Genomic DNA, 15,013 nt, shown 5'->3' on the forward strand with positions numbered 1-15,013 from the left:
AGCCGCGCAGATGATGTATCTGATGGGCGCGCTGGCCAGGAAATACAATCTGCCCTGGCGCACGTCCGGCTTCCATGTCGGCTCGAAGCTCAACGACGCCCAGGCCGGCTATGAATCGAACATGCTGATGCATGCCGCCATCCTGTCCGGCGCCAACTACATCTGGCATTCGGCGGGCTGGCTCGAGGCGGGTCTCACCTGCGGCTATTCGAAATTCGCCACCGACTGCGAGCAGCTCGTCGGCTGGTACAAATATGCCGGCGGATTGCCGTTCGACGATTTCAAGGAAGCGATGGCTGCGATCCGCGAGGTCGGTCCGCAAGGCCACTTCCTCGGCACTCAGCACACGCTCGAGCATTTCGAGAGCGCCTTCTTCATGCCGAGCATCATGGACTTCAACTCATTCGAGCAGTGGAGCGCCGAAGGCGCCAAGGACCACGACACGCGCGGCATCGAAAAGGCGCGCAACATGCTCGCCGACTACCAGGAGCCGAAGCTCGACGAAGGTATTGCCGACGGTCTCGCGGATTTGATCGCGCGGCGGGAGGAAAAGCTGCCTGACAGCGTTACCTAATAAGATAACGGGGTTAATTGATTGAACAGGCGTAGACCTGAAGGGAACTGAAAAAAGGGAGAACGAAATGACGATTTTCAAAAGCAATGGCGACCGCGTTCCGGCCGCCATCGAGGCTATGGCCGAGGAGGCGCGCGCGGGCCGCATGGACCGCCGCGAATTCCTGGCGCTGGCGAGCGCCTTTGGCGCGTCTACCGCTGTCGCCTATGGCATGATCGGCCTTGCCGCGCCAACAAAAGCCCTGGCCGACGAGCCAAAGAAGGGCGGAACGCTGCATGTCGCGATGTCAGTCAAGGCGCAGAAGGATCCGCGCACCTATGACTGGACGGAGATGGCGAATGTCACCCGCACATGGCTGGAGCCGCTGGTCCGCTATACCCACCAGTTCACCTTCGAGCCGGTGCTGCTCGAGAGCTGGGACGTCAATGACGACGCCACCGAGTACACGCTGCATCTGCGCAAGGGCGTCACCTGGAACAATGGCGATGCCTTCAACGCCGACGACGTGGTCGCCAATCTGAACCGCTGGTGCGAGAAGGGCGCCTCCGGCAACTCCATGGCGGCTCGTGTCGGTGCGCTGATCGACACCAAGACCGGCAAGGCCAAGGACGGCGCCATCACCAAGGTCGACGACCACACGGTCAAGCTGAAGCTCGCTGAACCCGACATCGCGATCATACCGGGCTTCACGGACTATCCGGCGCTGGTGACGCATCGCAACTTCGACAAGGATGGCGCGGACCCGATCAAGAAGCCGATCGGTACCGGTGCCTTCGAATTGGTGTCTTACGCGGTCGGCACGAAGGCGGTCGTGAAGCGCCGCGAGAACGGCAAGTGGTGGGGCGGCGAAGCGCCGCTCGACGGCGTCGAGTTCATCGACTACGGCACCGATTTCAACGCCACGGTTAGCGCGTTCGACTCCGGCGAGATCGACATCGATTTCGAGACGCCGTCGGACTTCATCGACATCCTGGACAAGATGAATCTGGTGAAGTCGGAAGTGGCGACGGCGACCACCTTGGTCGCCCGCACCAACATCACGCACAAGCCCTATGACGACAAGCGCGTGCGCAACGCCCTCCAGATGGCGGTCGACAACAACCAGGTGCTGCAGCTCGGCTACAATGGCCGCGGCACGGTTGGCGAGAACCACCATGTCAGCCCGATCCATCCGGAATACTACCCGTTGCCCAAGAAGACGCGGGACATGGCGGGCGCCAAGAAGCTGATGGCCGATGCCGGACAGGCCGATTTCGAGCATGAGCTGATCACCGTCGAGGACGAATGGCAGAAGAACACTGGCGACGCGATCGCCGGCCAGCTGCGCGAGGCCGGTATCAAGGTCAAGCGCACCGTCCTGCCGGGCTCGACCTTCTGGAACGACTGGACGAAATATCCCTATTCGATGACCATCTGGTACATGCGCCCGCTCGGCGTGCAGGTGCTGGCGCTCGGCTACCGCACCGGCGAGGCCTGGAACGAGACGGCCTATTCCGATCCGAAATTCGACGCCAAGCTCAAGGAGGCTCTGTCGCTGAGCGATGTCGCCAAGCGCAAGGAGGTGATGAAGGACGTCGAGCAGATCCTGCAGGACTCCGGCGTCATCATCCAGCCGTTCTGGCAGAAGCTCTACTGCCACATGAACAAGAAGGTGAAGAACTACGGCATGCACCAGACCTACGAAATGGACTTCCAGAACGTCTGGCTGGAGACCTGATAGGGGCGGCGCAAGGACTTCATGAGCCGCAAAAAAGCCGATATGCAGGAAGCGTGGTGGCGATCTTGCCGCCACGCCGCCGAACATCCGGAGATCCTGCATGAGATTGATAGTGTTGGCCGCCGCTGCCATGTCGGTCGCCTTGCCCGCTGTAGCACTCGCGGGGCCGGCCTCCAACGCCGTGAAGTTCTTCTATGTGCCTGAAGTGAAATTCGAGGCGGATGCAAAGTACCGCGACCGCTTCACCGACCCGGTGACCAAGCTGTTCGATCTCAACGACAAGGCCTCGAAGAACAACCCGGACGAGGTCGCCTGCATCGACTTCGATCCCGGCCTCGACGCCCAGGATTTCGACCAGAAGACGCTGGCCAAGACGCTGAAGCTGGCCGAGACCGTCAACGGCGACAATGCCGAGGTAACGGCGACATTCAACCTTTTCCCGGAAGGCGATGATTCCAAACGCGAAATGGTCTGGGCGCTGAAGAAAGTGGACGGCAAGTGGAAGGTCGCCGACATTACCTCGAAGACCAGCAACTGGAAGCTGAGCGCGCTGGAATGCATGCCCGACAAGGCGCCGGAGTGAAACAGTGCTCCGCCGCCTTGTTCTCGCGCTGTCGACCCTATCGATGCTGGCCGTGGGGCTGAACGGCGGCGCCTTGGCGCAAGGCATGTTCGGCGCGCCACCGCCGAACGCGCCCTCCGGCGGCAACCAGCCGTCGGATAACGCGTCGCCGCCTGCGACAACCCCAGCACCGCCGAGCGAGCCAAAGCTGCCGCCTCTGGTGCCGGTCCTGCCCGGGTCGCCAACGGCGGTGGTGAAGCCCTTCTACGAGCATCAAGGGCTGGAGCTCGATCCGGCCCAACGCAAGAATTTCGTCGATCCCGCCAAGAGCGTGCTCGACAAGAGCGACGCGCTTCGCGCCTCGGGGCAGGGCGAATGCCTGGACCCCAACATGGCGTTCGACAATGCCAATTACGACAAGCTCGCCATAGACAAGAGCCTCCGCACCATCGAAGCCGTCAATGGCGACGAGGCCAAGGTCGTCGTCGCCTTCGTCGTCGAGGGCAACCAGCACCGGCTGGAATGGAAGCTGAAGAAGGTCGGCGGCGACTGGAAGGTCTCCGACCTGCTGTCGGTCACCGGCGAATGGGCGTTGAGCCAGTATCAATGCGAGTGAGCCGCCGATGAAACTCCGGGCCTCCCTCGCGCTGGCGCTCGCCGCGATTTGCATCGTCGGTGGCGTTGGCATGTGGCGTGTCGGGTCGATGCTGATTGCCCGCGAGCCACGCCAAAGCCTTACGGCGCCCGCCGACTTGCCCTACGAGCGCGTCGCGCTCAACCAGGCCGGCGCGCCCGAGCTTGACGGCTGGATCGCGGACAGGAAGGGCAGTTGCGGGGCGATCGTCCTGCTGCATGGGCGCAGCGCCAACCGGCTCGCCATGGCGCAGAGGGCGAAGATGCTCTTCGACGCCGGCTATTCCGTGGTCTTGTTCGACCTGTCGGGGCATGGCGAGAGTGGCGGCGCCGTTCAGGGCTTCGGCTATACGGAAGGGGACGACGCCGCCCGCATCATCGCTTATGCAAGGGCGCACTTCCCGGGCCAGAAGCTTGGCGCTCTCGGCTCATCGCTGGGGGCTGCGTCGCTTGTCTTCGCCACGCCACGGGCGCTCGCCGACGTCTATGTGCTGGAGCAACTGTACGCGACCTTGCGCGAGACAACGGCCTGGCGCATGCCTTTCAAGTTCCTTCGCGGTTTCCAGGCCGATGTCCTGCTGGCGCAGATGCCGCTGCGTCTGGGCTTCAGCGCCGATGACGTCCGGCCTGTGGACCGCATCGGCAAGATCGGCAAGCCGCTGATCCTGCTGGCGGGCAGCGTCGATCCCTTTATCGATCACGGCCAGGTCATGGCGTTGCAGCATGCCGCCGCCGGGTCGCCGCTGGTCTGGTTCGAGGGCGCCGGCCACGTCGATCTCCTGCGCTACGATCAGCCCCGTTACCGCGACGCGGTCCTGCCGTTCCTGTCAAGGAACCTCTGCCAGACCGGGGTGGCCGGCCATGCGTGACGACCACCCAGTCGGATCAGCCGCGCCCGCGATAAGGCGCGACCCCAGTATCGGGCAGCCAGGCGTCCTTGGGCGGCGCGCCGGTCTGCCAGAAGACGTCGATCGGGATGCCGCCGCGCGGGAACCAGTATCCGCCGACACGCAGCCAGAGCGGCTTGGTTGCTTCCACGATGCGGCGGCCGATCATGACCGTGCATTCCTCGTGGAAGGCGCCGTGGTTGCGGAACGAGGTCATGAACAGCTTCAGCGATTTCGATTCCACCAGCGTCCTGTCGGGCGCGTAGTCGATGACGATGTGGGCGAAATCCGGCTGGCCGGTGACCGGGCACAGCGAGGTGAATTCCGGGCAGGTGAAGCGCACGATCGCCGGCGGCCCGTCGCCGCGCTGGAACGGCACGATCTCCAGGACCGCCTGTTCGGGGCCCTGTGGCGTCTCGACGTGCTTGCCGAGCTGGGTGAGGTTCTTGGCGTCTGTCATGGGCGGCTCCTTGCTGCCGCCGGAACGTCGCGGGCGGCAGGCGCAAGCGAATTGCTGATATCGCCATGATCCAACCGGATCAGGGCGCGTTTCGGCGCTCATTAGCATAATTTGAAACGGCAGGAAGACGATGACCAGCAACGACCCGCTTCTCCAACCCTACCAGCTCAAGCACCTGACGCTGAAGAACCGGGTGATGTCGACCAGCCATGAGCCGGCCTATTCGGAGGACGGCATGCCGAAGGAGCGCTACCGGCTCTACCATGCCGAGAAGGCTAGGGGCGGCATGGCGCTGACCATGACGGCGGGCTCGGCGATCGTTTCCCGCGACAGTCCGGCTGCGTTCGGCAATCTGCATGTCTATGACGACCGCATCGTGCCTTGGCTGGCCGAGCTTGCGGATGCCTGCCACGAGCACGACTGCAAGGTGATGATCCAGATCACCCATCTCGGCCGCCGCACCGGCTGGAACAAGGCCGATTGGCTGCCGGTGCTCTCGGCCTCGCCGGTGCGCGAGCCGGCGCATCGCGCCTTTCCGAAGACCATCGAGGACTGGGATATCGAGCGCATCGTCGCGGACTACGCGACCGCCGCGCAGCGCTGCCAGGCGGCGGGCCTCGACGGCATCGAGTTCGAATCCTACGGACATCTGATGGACGGCTTCTGGTCGCCGATGACCAATCATCGCGACGACGATTTCGGCGGCTCGCTCGACAACCGCCTGCGCTTCACCGACATGGTGCTCGACGCCGTGCGCAAGGCCGTCGGCGAAAAATTCATCGTCGGCATCCGCATGGTCGCCGACGAGGATCTGGAAAAGGGCCTGTCGAAGGAAGAGGGCATCGAGATCGCCCGGCGGCTTGCCAATTCGGGCAAGGTCGATTTCCTCAACATCATCCGCGGCACCATCGAGACCGACGCGGCGCTGACCAAGGTCATCCCGGTGACCGGCATGCGCTCCTCGCCGCATCTCGACTTCGCCGGCGAGGTGAGGGCGGCGACGAAGTTCCCGACCTTCCATGCGGCGCGCATTTCCGATGTCGCGACGGCGCGCCACGCGATCGCCACCGGCAAGCTCGACATGGTCGGCATGACGCGCGCCCACATCGCCGATCCGCATATCATCAAGAAGGTGATGGAGGGCCGCGAGCACGAGATCCGCCCTTGCGTCGGCGCCACCTATTGCCTCGACCGCATTTATGAAGGTGGCGAGGCGCTCTGCGTCCACAATGCCGCGACCGGGCGCGAAGCGACCATTCCGCACGTCATCGCCAAGAGCGAAGGGCCGAAGAAGCATGTCGTCGTGGTCGGCGCGGGCGCCGGCGGGCTGGAAGCCGCGCGCGTCGCGGCGGAGCGCGGCCATAAGGTTACGGTGCTGGAAGCCTCCAGCCAGGCTGGCGGGCAGATACGGCTTGCGACGCAGAACCCGCGCCGCAAGGAATTGATCGGCATTGTCGACTGGCGGCTGGCGGAGCTCGACCGGCTCGGCGTCGAGATCCGCTACGACACCTGGGCCGAGAAGGACGACGTGCTGGCGCTGTCGCCGGACGTGGTGATCGTGGCCACCGGCGGCGTGCCGCAGAACCCGCCGCTGGCGGCCGGCGACAATCTCGTCACCTCGAGCTGGGATATCATGGCGGGCAGCGTCAAGCCGGCCGAGAATGTGCTGCTCTACGACGACAATGGCGGCCATCAAGGCATGGGCGCCGCCGAGCTCATCGCCAACAGCGGCTCGAAGCTGGAGCTGGTTTCCCCGGAGCGCTTCTTCGCCCCGGAAATGGGCGGACTGAACCACGTGCCCTATATGCGCGCCTTCCACGAGAAAGGCGTCACCGTCACAATCAATACCCGCCTGCGCTCTGTTCGGCGCGAGGGCAACCAGCTGATCGCGGAGCTGGCGTCGGACTTCGCCGACGGCTGGCGCGGCGAGCGTCGCGTCGACCAGGTGGTGGTCGAGCACGGCACCGCGCCGCTGGACGATCTCTATCTTTCGCTGCGGCCGCTGTCGAAGAATGCCGGCGCGGTCGACTATGAGCGGCTGGTGAGCGGCGGCGAGATCTTCCCGCCGCGCAATCCGGAGGGCGGCTTCGTGCTGTTCCGCATCGGCGACGCGGTCGCCTCGCGCAACATCCACGCCGCCATCTATGACGGTATCAGGTTCGGGATCAGGATCTGAGCGCCAATTGGAGACGCGCAACCGGCCGTCGCAAGGAGAGCCACCTGCCGCTCGGGTCGATTGCGCGCCGCGCAAGGTCGGTCTGCACCGGCCGTGCGATCTTAAAACAGCTTGGCGGTCGCCATGCAGAACACAGTGATGACGAGGAGCCCGCCGGCGATGCGTTCGCCTCGGGTCATTTGCGCCCTCAGTCGGGTCTGCGTCGCTTGCTCGGCGCCGGCCAACTGCCTGCTGGCGGAGGCCACAACGGCGCCCTGCACGCCGGCGGCGATCAGCGCCGTCAGAATGCCCAACGCCAGCACTTTCTCCATCGAGCCGAAGGATCCCTCATGGAAGAAATACCAGAGTAGTATGCCGGTCAGGAAAACCATGCCGGAGGCGCCGAGCTGCGGCCGGATGAACCGCTCCGCCTTGATCTCGGGATCGCGGGCTACCGCAATGGTCGTGCCGGCCCAGAACACGCCGGCCATGACATGCAGGCCGATGACGACGATATAGACATACTGCATGATCGCATTCCTCTCTGCCGCCCGCCGCGCCGCAGCAATTTCGCTACGCCATCAATAGGACAAAGTTAGATATCTAATGGTTAGATGTCAATCATGATGCCAAGTTTCGTCTTCCCATTGCTTGCTCTACTGTCACGTCATGACACCCTTTGACCGTCCGCCCGTCGGCATGAATCTCGCCCGCACCTCCAAGATCGTGGCGCAGGCTTTCGACGACGCGATGGTCGAGGCCGGCGGCACGCTGCCGGTCTGGGTGACCTTGCTCTCGGTCAAATCCAAGGAACTGGCCAACCAGCGCGAGCTTGCCGGCATGATCGGCATCCAGGGCGCGACGCTGACGCATCACCTCAATGCCATGGAGGCGCAAGGGTTGCTGACGCGCCGGCGCGATCCGGAAAACCGACGTGTGCATCAGGTGGTGTTGACCGATGCCGGCGAAGCGATGTTCGAGAAGCTGCGCCTCGCGGCAGTTGCCTTCGACAAGCGGTTGCGAGCGGGTATCGCCGACGAGAGACTGGCCGAGTTCGCCGAGGTGCTGGCGCTGCTGCGGGCGAACGCTGGCGGCTAGGTCGCCTCAGTCATAGGTCTGAATTGCGCCGAAGGCGTAGTGCCTCAACCTCAACGCGGCGATCAGCGCCGTCAGCTGCGCCTTGCCGTCGAAGCCGTCCTGAAACATCTCGTCATGCATCAAAAGGATCAGCTTGCGCGGCTTGGCGAAACGCCCGTAGCCGAACAAATGGTCGATCTCGCTCACCAGATGGTCGACGCTCTGCACCGGCTTGCCGCTGTCCTCATGCACCCATTCGTGGTCCCAGCCATAGAGCCAGAAGCCTGACGCGGCGACGAACTCGTAGTCGGGATCCTCACGACCGGCCTCGGCCAGTCCGAGTGAATTGTCGTCCTTGGAGTAACTGGGCAACCTGAAGACGTCGCGCCCCGGAAGGCGGGCATGCACCGGCGGGCTGAGGCCGAGCACGACGTTTGCCTTGAGCATATCGGCGACCACGCCTTCGGTGTCGCCATAGAAATGCCGGTAGTGGTTATAGGCGTGGCTGTAGCTGTGGTTGCCGACAGTGACCAGCGGCATCGCCTTGGCCCGCTGCAGCAGCGCGCGCGTACCGGCGTTGGCCTCGGCATGCATGCCGACCATGAAGAATGTCGCCGGTACCTGCTCGGCTTCCAGCACGTCGAGGATGTTGGCGGTGCCGTTCAGCGGGCCGTCGTCGAAGGTCAGGTAGACGGTGCGGTCGGCGGCCATTGCGGGCGACGCGGCCAGCAGCCAGAGCGTTGCGGTGAAACGAAGCAGCATCGGCGGGACCCGTTTTGCGAGCGCGCTACGCCGCCATGTCAGCCGCGACCTGTCAAGTTCGGTGGCTAAGCCACGCTGCCTTGCAGCAGCTTCAGCTTCGCCTTCTTCGGGCTGCGTGCTTCCAGCCATTCGCGTGCCTTGTCCTGCGGCATCGGGAAGGCGATGGAATAGCCCTGCACCTGGTCGCAGCCGATCGCCATCAGCGAGTCGAGCTCGGCCTCGGTCTCGGCGCCCTCGGCCACGATCGAGATGCCCAGCCCGCGCGCCAGCTCGGTGATGGCGCGCACGATCTTGGTGTTGTCGCCGTTCTCATTGATGTTCTGGACGAAGCGGCGGTCGATCTTCAGCCGGTCGATCTCATTCGGATTGACGTGGCTGAGCGAGGCATAGCCGGTGCCAAAATCGTCGAGCTCGAGATGCACGCCAGAGGCGCGGATGTGCCTCAGCTTGGCGGCTATGCCGGTCTTCTCGTCGTCGAGGATAACGGATTCGACGATTTCCAGCGACAGCTTCTGCGGCGCGAGCCCCGCCTGTTCAAGAGTCGAGAACAGGAACCTGTCGAAGTCCGGCTCGCGCAGCTCTGTGCCCGAGACGTTGACGGCGATCCGCCCGAATTCGATGCCGGCGCGGTCCCATTCGGCAGCCTGGGCGATTGCCTTGCTGATGACGATGCGGCCGATATCCGGCATGAAGCCGCATTTCTCGGCAACCGGGATGAATTCGCCGGGCGAGATCATGCCGCGCTCGGCATGTTTCCAGCGCACTAGCGCCTCGATGCCGCTGATCTTGCCGCTGGTGAGCGACACCTGCGGCTGGAAATAGACCTCGAAGCTCTTGTCGGCGATCGCCGCGCGGATGTCGTGCTCGAGCTGCTTACGATAGTCGAGTTCGCGCCGGAGTTCCTCGGAGAAGAAGGAGAAGCTGCCGCCGCCGAGCTTCTTGGCCGAATAGAGCGCGAGGTCGGCATGCACGAGCAGGTCCTGCGCATTTTCGGCGTCGACCGGGTAGACCGCGATGCCGGCGCTGGCGCCCGGCATGATCGTCGTGCCCTGGAAGGTGATCGGCTCGTTGATCTTGCCCAGGATGCGCCTGGCCAGCGCATGGATGTCCTCGGTCGTGCCGGCGCCGTTGAGGATCATGACAAACTCGTCACCGCCCAGCCGGGCGCAGAGATCGGACGCGCGGCAGGAATCGCGCATGCGCTGCGCCGTCACCACCAGCACGTAGTCGCCCGCGGCGTGGCCGAGCGTGTCGTTGATCTGCTTGAAACGGTCGAGGTCCAGTTGGATCACCGCCAGCCGCTCGCGGCGCCGGTGCGCGCCCTTGATCAGCGTCTCGAAATGATCGGTGAGGAAGGTGCGGTTGTGCAGCCCGGTCAGGCCGTCATGCACGGCGATGAAGGCCATCGAGTTGCGGGCGTCGACCAGCTCATGCGTCTTGCGCAGGATGGCGTTGGACATCGGCCGGAAGATGAAAAGCGCGACCAGTATGATGACGCCGATGGTGGCGAAGAACAGCGTGCGGTGCATATCCAGCATCTCGCCCGACCGTTCGTCGGCGAAGGCGCTGATGCGCTTGCCGAGCGCTGCATAGCCGGACATGGTCGCATTGGCGACGGAGGCGTCGAGGCCGACGCGCTCGCCGCCGCCCTTGTAGCCGTCGTCCTGCATGCCAAGCTGGGATTCGAAGGACGACACCAGCCGCTTGCCGTTGGCGACGAGGCCGTTCGAGAAATAGTCGAGATGGAACGGCTTGTTGAAGAGCACGTACTCGATCGACGTCGGGTCGTTGTGGGCCGACGACGTCGGATCGGCGCCGGTCTCCTTGATCAGGCGATCGTAATTGGCCTCGAACTCGCCCGTCGCCTGCTTGAGCGCGGTCACCAGTGCCGGCTGCTTGTCGCGCGAGGCCGCGCCGGTGGCGCTGGTCAGGAACACGATGCGCTGCGACAGCGCCTTCTGCGTCGAGACGATTTCAAGCAGCGCGTCATTGTGCTGCTGCTGCGCCATCATCTGCTGCAGGAGGATGAACGACGCCATCACCATCGCTGCGATGATCGTGAGCGCCAGCCAGTAGCCGGTCTTGATAAGCAGAATCAGCTTGCGTGAAACGCTATGCACTGGCTGCTGCGACATTTGCTGGGTGACCCCCCGGTCGACGGATTCCTGCCTTTGATCTGGGCGATGGACCCTTGACCTGAAACGGTTAACAGCTTGGCAAGCAGGTCCGGCGCCGGTCTCGCGGGCGCGACAAAGCTCACGGAATGGTTATCACCTCCTTTCGCGCCGAGGCTGCATTTGAGCGCATCGTTGTGCCGATGTCGTGAGCGGATCGGCCCCCGGCTTTCGCGTCGCCACCGAAGCGGTCGCTTTTGCGATGGATTTTTCGCGTGCGTGGCGCGACAGTCCGCCTCGAACAGAACAGGGCCGCACCCATGAGCGCAGCATTCCTCTCCCATATCGACAGCGAGCTTGAGGGCCTGAAATCGGCCGGGCTCTACAAGTCCGAGCGGGTCATATCCTCCATGCAGTCGGCCGAGATCGAGGTCGCCGGCGAGAAGGTGCTGAACTTCTGCGCCAACAACTATCTCGGCCTTGCCGACAGCCCGGACCTGCGCGAGGCGGCGAAGCATGCGCTCGACCGCTATGGCTACGGCATGGCCTCGGTGCGCTTCATCTGCGGCACGCAGGAGGAGCACAAGCAGCTCGAGGCGACGATATCGTCCTTCCTCGGCTTGGACGACACCATCCTCTATGGCTCCTGCTTCGACGCCAATGGCGGCCTGTTCGAGACGCTGCTCGGAGAAGAAGACGCCATCATCTCCGATGCGCTGAACCACGCCTCGATCATCGACGGCGTCAGGCTCTCCAAGGCCAAGCGTTTCCGCTATGCCAACAATGACATGGCCGACCTCGAAGCCCGGCTGAAGGAAGCCAGGGACTGCCGCTTCCGACTGATCGCCACCGATGGCGTGTTCTCGATGGACGGCATCATCGCCAACCTGAAGGGCGTGTGCGACCTCGCCGAAAAATATGACGCCATGGTCATGGTCGACGACAGCCATGCGGTAGGCTTCGTCGGCAAGAACGGCCGCGGGTCGGCCGAGCATTGCGGCGTCGAGGGCAGGGTGGACATCATCACCGGCACGCTCGGCAAGGCGCTGGGCGGTGCTTCGGGCGGCTACACCTCGGGCAAGAAGCAGGTCGTCGACTGGCTGCGTCAGCGCTCGCGGCCCTATCTGTTCTCCAACACGCTGATGCCGGCGATCGCCGGAGCGTCGATCAAGGTGTTCGAGCTGATCCGCCATGGCGACGCGCTGCGCGAGCGCCTATATGCCAATGCGCAACGTTTCCGCTCTCAAATGGGTAAGCTCGGCTTCACGCTTGCCGGCGCCGACCACCCGATCATCCCGGTGATGCTGGGTGACGCCGCGCTGGCGCAGGAGATGGCGGCCCGCATGCTGAAGCGCGGCATCTATGTCATCGGCTTTTCCTTCCCGGTGGTGCCGAAGGGCCAGGCCCGTATCCGCACCCAGATGTCGGCCGCGCATTCGGCCGCCGATATCGACCGGGCGGTCGAGGCGTTTGGTGCGATCGGCAAGGAATTGGGTGTAATAGCTTGATTTATTGCAGGAAAATGGACGTCGGCGATGAAGATCGATGTCACCAGCGAAATCGAGATCGAGCGGCCGCGCGCCGTCGTGGCGGCTTTTTCTGCCGATCCGGACAACGTCCCGCGCTGGTATGTCAACATCAAGTCGGTGGAATGGAAGACGCCTCGACCGGCCACGGTGGGATCGAGAATTGCGTTCGTTGCGCAGTTTCTCGGACGCAGGCTCGCCTATACCTACGAGATTGCGGAACTCGCCCCTGGAGAGAGGCTCGTGATGCGAACCGCCGAAGGGCCGTTTCCTATGGAAACGAGCTATTCTTGGCGGGACGCAGGCGAAGGGCGCACGCGGATGGCGCTTCGCAACTGTGGCGCGCCCGGCGGTTTCTCCCGGCTTATGTCGCCGTTCATGGCCTTCGCGGTTCGGCGTTCGACCGACCGGGATCTACTGCTGTTGAAGACCATCCTCGAAGCGACCGACTGAAGCAATCTATTCGTCAAGACAGTTCTCTGGAGAGCGTCCAATGTCCAACATGATGAAGGCGCTGGTGAAGGCCAAGGCTGAGCCGGGCATCTGGATGGAAGAAGTGCCGGTGCCGGAGATCGGCCCCAACGACGTGCTGATCAAGGTCAAGAAGACAGCGATCTGCGGCACTGACGTCCACATCTACAACTGGGACCAGTGGGCGCAGAAGACCGTGCCGGTGCCGATGGTGACCGGCCACGAGTTCGTCGGCACGGTTGCTGATTTCGGCGCCGCGGTCACCGAATACAAGGTCGGCCAGCGCGTTTCGGGCGAGGGCCACATCGTCTGCGGTCACTGCCGCAACTGCCGCGCCGGGCGAGGGCATCTGTGCCGCAACACGCTGGGCGTCGGCGTCAATCGCCCAGGCGCCTTCGGCGAATACATGGTGATCCCGCAGCACAACGTCGTGCCGATCCCCGACGACGTTCCGGACGAGATCGCCGCGATCTTCGATCCATTGGGCAACGCCGTGCACACTGCATTGTCCTTCGATCTGGTCGGCGAGGACGTGCTGGTCACCGGCGCCGGGCCGATCGGCATCATGGGCGCGCTGGTCGCGCAATGCGTTGGCGCGCGCAAGGTTGTCATCACCGACATCAACCCGGTGCGGCTCGACCTGGCAAAGAAGCTCGGCGTCCAGCATGTCGTTGATGCCTCGAAGGAGAAATTGCTCGACGTGATGCCTTCGATCGGCATGACCGAAGGTTTCGACGTCGGCCTGGAAATGTCGGGCGCGGCCCCCGCTTTCCGCGACATGATCGACACCATGAACAATGGCGGCAAGATCGCCATCCTCGGCATCGCGCCCACCGGCTTCGAGATCGACTGGAACAAGGTCATCTTCAAGATGCTGCATCTCAAAGGCATCTACGGCCGCGAGATGTTCGAGACCTGGTACAAGATGATCGCGCTGGTGCAGGGGCCGCTGGATGTCTCGGGGCTCATTACGCATCGCATTGGAATCGACGATTTCCAGGCTGGGTTCGATGCGATGCGCAGCGGCAGTTCGGGCAAGGTGGTGATGGACTGGTGAGGCCCATCAGCGTGGACAAGCCTCACCGCCTGCTTGAGCCGCTGGTAGTAGCCTTGGAGAGATTGGATGGGCGACCGCGCCATGAGTTGAGGCAGATATTTGCTGAAGTAGCTCGGCGCAGACCTGATTTGCTGCAGCGGTCGCTATTTTCGGAGCGAAGCCGCCGAACGTCGGATGTTGAGAAGGTATTTCACAAGGCCGTCGTGGAAATAGACATGATGGTGAAGATCGGGGCACTGCCAAGCGGGCTGGACGCGCCGTTCTTAAGCCACCTGAGATTTAATCACTCGAGTGGTCGGTTGCACATAGGTCATGGCAACACATCTATAGTTCTGTTCTCAGACGGCTCAGAGCCTTAGCTTTGGCCTAGAGCCAGCTCCAGCGCTGCCACTCCTTTCGCAATAGCTACACCTTCCTCCGCGCTCAGCCTCGCCAGCAGCTCCCTTTCAAACGCCTTCGCCAACGGCACCATCTCGCGATAGGCGGCGAGCCCCGGCTTGGTCAGCGTGAGGTGCTCGACACGGCGGTCGTTCTCATCCGGCGTGCGCGTCAGCCAGCGCCGGCGCTCGAGCTCCGCCACCGCACGCGACACCTTGGTCTTGTGCATCGCCGACTGTTCGCCGAGCTCCGTCGCCGTCATCGTGCCGCGCTCGCCCAGGCCCGATAGCGTGCGCCATTCGGGCCGCGTCAAGCCATGGCGTTCCTTGTAAATGCGCGAGAACTCGCGGCTGACGGTGTCGGCAAGCCGGTAGAGCCGATAGGGCAGGAAGCTTTCAAGCTCGAGGATTTCGGGTTCCATAAGTGCACCACCGATGCTGCATCAGCCGTTGATAGTTACATTTTCGATGGTTACAAATGAAACCAGTTTGGTCAACATCGCCGGCAGATTGAGCTTCGCGGAGCTTGGAAGCCGGGATCAGGGAGGATCGGATGGCCTTTTCCTACATGCCGGGCTTCGGCAACGATTTCGAGACCGAGACGCTGCCGGGCTCGCTGCCGCAGGGGCGCAACTCGCCGC

16 protein-coding genes are annotated in these 15,013 nt (G+C 63.5%); 11 read left to right on the forward strand and 5 right to left on the reverse strand.

Features of this window, described 5'->3' with window-relative positions:
* The 5 genes from Q0L57_RS25630 to Q0L57_RS25650 form a co-directional block, all read left to right on the forward strand.
* The coding region (locus Q0L57_RS25630) for a trimethylamine methyltransferase family protein (RefSeq protein WP_296745867.1) at positions 1-574 on the forward strand (574 nt) is incomplete at its 5' end.
* A gap of 67 nt (positions 575-641) precedes the next feature.
* Positions 642-2,291, forward strand: coding sequence for an ABC transporter substrate-binding protein (locus Q0L57_RS25635; RefSeq protein ID WP_296745868.1), 1,650 nt, complete (start codon positions 642-644; stop codon positions 2,289-2,291).
* Between the two features lie 100 nt (positions 2,292-2,391).
* Positions 2,392-2,874, forward strand: coding sequence for a DUF3828 domain-containing protein (locus Q0L57_RS25640; RefSeq protein WP_296745869.1), 483 nt, complete (start codon positions 2,392-2,394; stop codon positions 2,872-2,874).
* A gap of 4 nt (positions 2,875-2,878) precedes the next feature.
* Positions 2,879-3,469, forward strand: a complete 591-nt coding sequence (locus Q0L57_RS25645) for a hypothetical protein (protein ID WP_296745870.1) — start codon at positions 2,879-2,881, stop codon at positions 3,467-3,469.
* 7 nt (positions 3,470-3,476) lie between these two features.
* On the forward strand, positions 3,477-4,355 hold the full coding sequence (locus Q0L57_RS25650; protein ID WP_296745871.1) for an alpha/beta hydrolase: 879 nt from the start codon (positions 3,477-3,479) through the stop codon (positions 4,353-4,355).
* Between the two features lie 16 nt (positions 4,356-4,371).
* On the opposite strand, the gene queF is transcribed toward Q0L57_RS25650, so the two are convergent.
* Entirely contained in the window at positions 4,372-4,833 is a 462-nt protein-coding gene (queF, locus tag Q0L57_RS25655) for a preQ(1) synthase (RefSeq protein WP_296745872.1), read from the reverse strand.
* A gap of 130 nt (positions 4,834-4,963) precedes the next feature.
* Between queF and Q0L57_RS25660 the strand changes: the two genes are divergently transcribed.
* Positions 4,964-7,009, forward strand: a complete 2,046-nt coding sequence (locus tag Q0L57_RS25660) for an NADH:flavin oxidoreductase (RefSeq protein ID WP_296745873.1) — start codon at positions 4,964-4,966, stop codon at positions 7,007-7,009.
* A 101-nt stretch (positions 7,010-7,110) separates the two neighbouring features.
* Here Q0L57_RS25660 and Q0L57_RS25665 read toward each other — a convergent pair whose 3' ends face one another.
* Positions 7,111-7,518: a hypothetical protein gene (locus tag Q0L57_RS25665; RefSeq protein WP_296745874.1), complete on the reverse strand. Its 408-nt coding sequence runs from the start codon at positions 7,516-7,518 to the stop codon at positions 7,111-7,113.
* A 139-nt stretch (positions 7,519-7,657) separates the two neighbouring features.
* Here Q0L57_RS25665 and Q0L57_RS25670 point away from each other — a divergent pair, with 139 nt between their 5' ends.
* Entirely contained in the window at positions 7,658-8,086 is a 429-nt protein-coding gene (locus tag Q0L57_RS25670) for a MarR family winged helix-turn-helix transcriptional regulator (protein ID WP_296745875.1), read from the forward strand.
* Positions 8,087-8,092: 6 nt separating this feature from the next.
* Here Q0L57_RS25670 and Q0L57_RS25675 read toward each other — a convergent pair whose 3' ends face one another.
* Both Q0L57_RS25675 and Q0L57_RS25680 read right to left on the reverse strand, forming a co-directional pair.
* A complete protein-coding gene (locus Q0L57_RS25675; protein WP_296745876.1) occupies positions 8,093-8,827 on the reverse strand; it encodes a polysaccharide deacetylase family protein in 735 nt (244 codons plus the stop codon).
* A 65-nt stretch (positions 8,828-8,892) separates the two neighbouring features.
* Positions 8,893-10,962: an EAL domain-containing protein gene (locus Q0L57_RS25680; RefSeq protein ID WP_296745877.1), complete on the reverse strand. Its 2,070-nt coding sequence runs from the start codon at positions 10,960-10,962 to the stop codon at positions 8,893-8,895.
* A 299-nt stretch (positions 10,963-11,261) separates the two neighbouring features.
* On the opposite strand from Q0L57_RS25680, the gene Q0L57_RS25685 reads away from it, so the two are divergent.
* Genes Q0L57_RS25685 through tdh form a run of 3 tightly spaced genes read left to right on the forward strand, consistent with a single transcriptional unit; the run spans position 11,262 to position 13,995 of the window.
* On the forward strand, positions 11,262-12,449 hold the full coding sequence (locus Q0L57_RS25685; RefSeq protein WP_296745878.1) for a glycine C-acetyltransferase: 1,188 nt from the start codon (positions 11,262-11,264) through the stop codon (positions 12,447-12,449).
* A 27-nt stretch (positions 12,450-12,476) separates the two neighbouring features.
* Entirely contained in the window at positions 12,477-12,920 is a 444-nt protein-coding gene (locus tag Q0L57_RS25690; RefSeq protein ID WP_296745879.1) for an SRPBCC family protein, read from the forward strand.
* Positions 12,921-12,960: 40 nt separating this feature from the next.
* Positions 12,961-13,995 carry an L-threonine 3-dehydrogenase gene (gene tdh / locus Q0L57_RS25695; protein WP_296745880.1) on the forward strand — a complete coding sequence of 345 codons (1,035 nt, stop codon included), beginning with the start codon at positions 12,961-12,963 and terminating at the stop codon, positions 13,993-13,995.
* A gap of 355 nt (positions 13,996-14,350) precedes the next feature.
* On the opposite strand, the gene Q0L57_RS25700 is transcribed toward tdh, so the two are convergent.
* Positions 14,351-14,794 (reverse strand): MarR family transcriptional regulator, encoded by a 444-nt coding sequence (locus Q0L57_RS25700; protein ID WP_296745881.1) that lies wholly within the window; start codon positions 14,792-14,794, stop codon positions 14,351-14,353.
* 131 nt (positions 14,795-14,925) lie between these two features.
* Between Q0L57_RS25700 and Q0L57_RS25705 the strand changes: the two genes are divergently transcribed.
* A partial coding sequence (locus Q0L57_RS25705; protein ID WP_296745882.1) for a homogentisate 1,2-dioxygenase occupies positions 14,926-15,013 on the forward strand: 88 nt, incomplete at its 3' end.

The sequence above is a fragment of the Mesorhizobium sp. genome (assembly GCF_024509055.1).
In the GTDB taxonomy this organism is placed as follows: domain Bacteria; phylum Pseudomonadota; class Alphaproteobacteria; order Rhizobiales; family Rhizobiaceae; genus Mesorhizobium.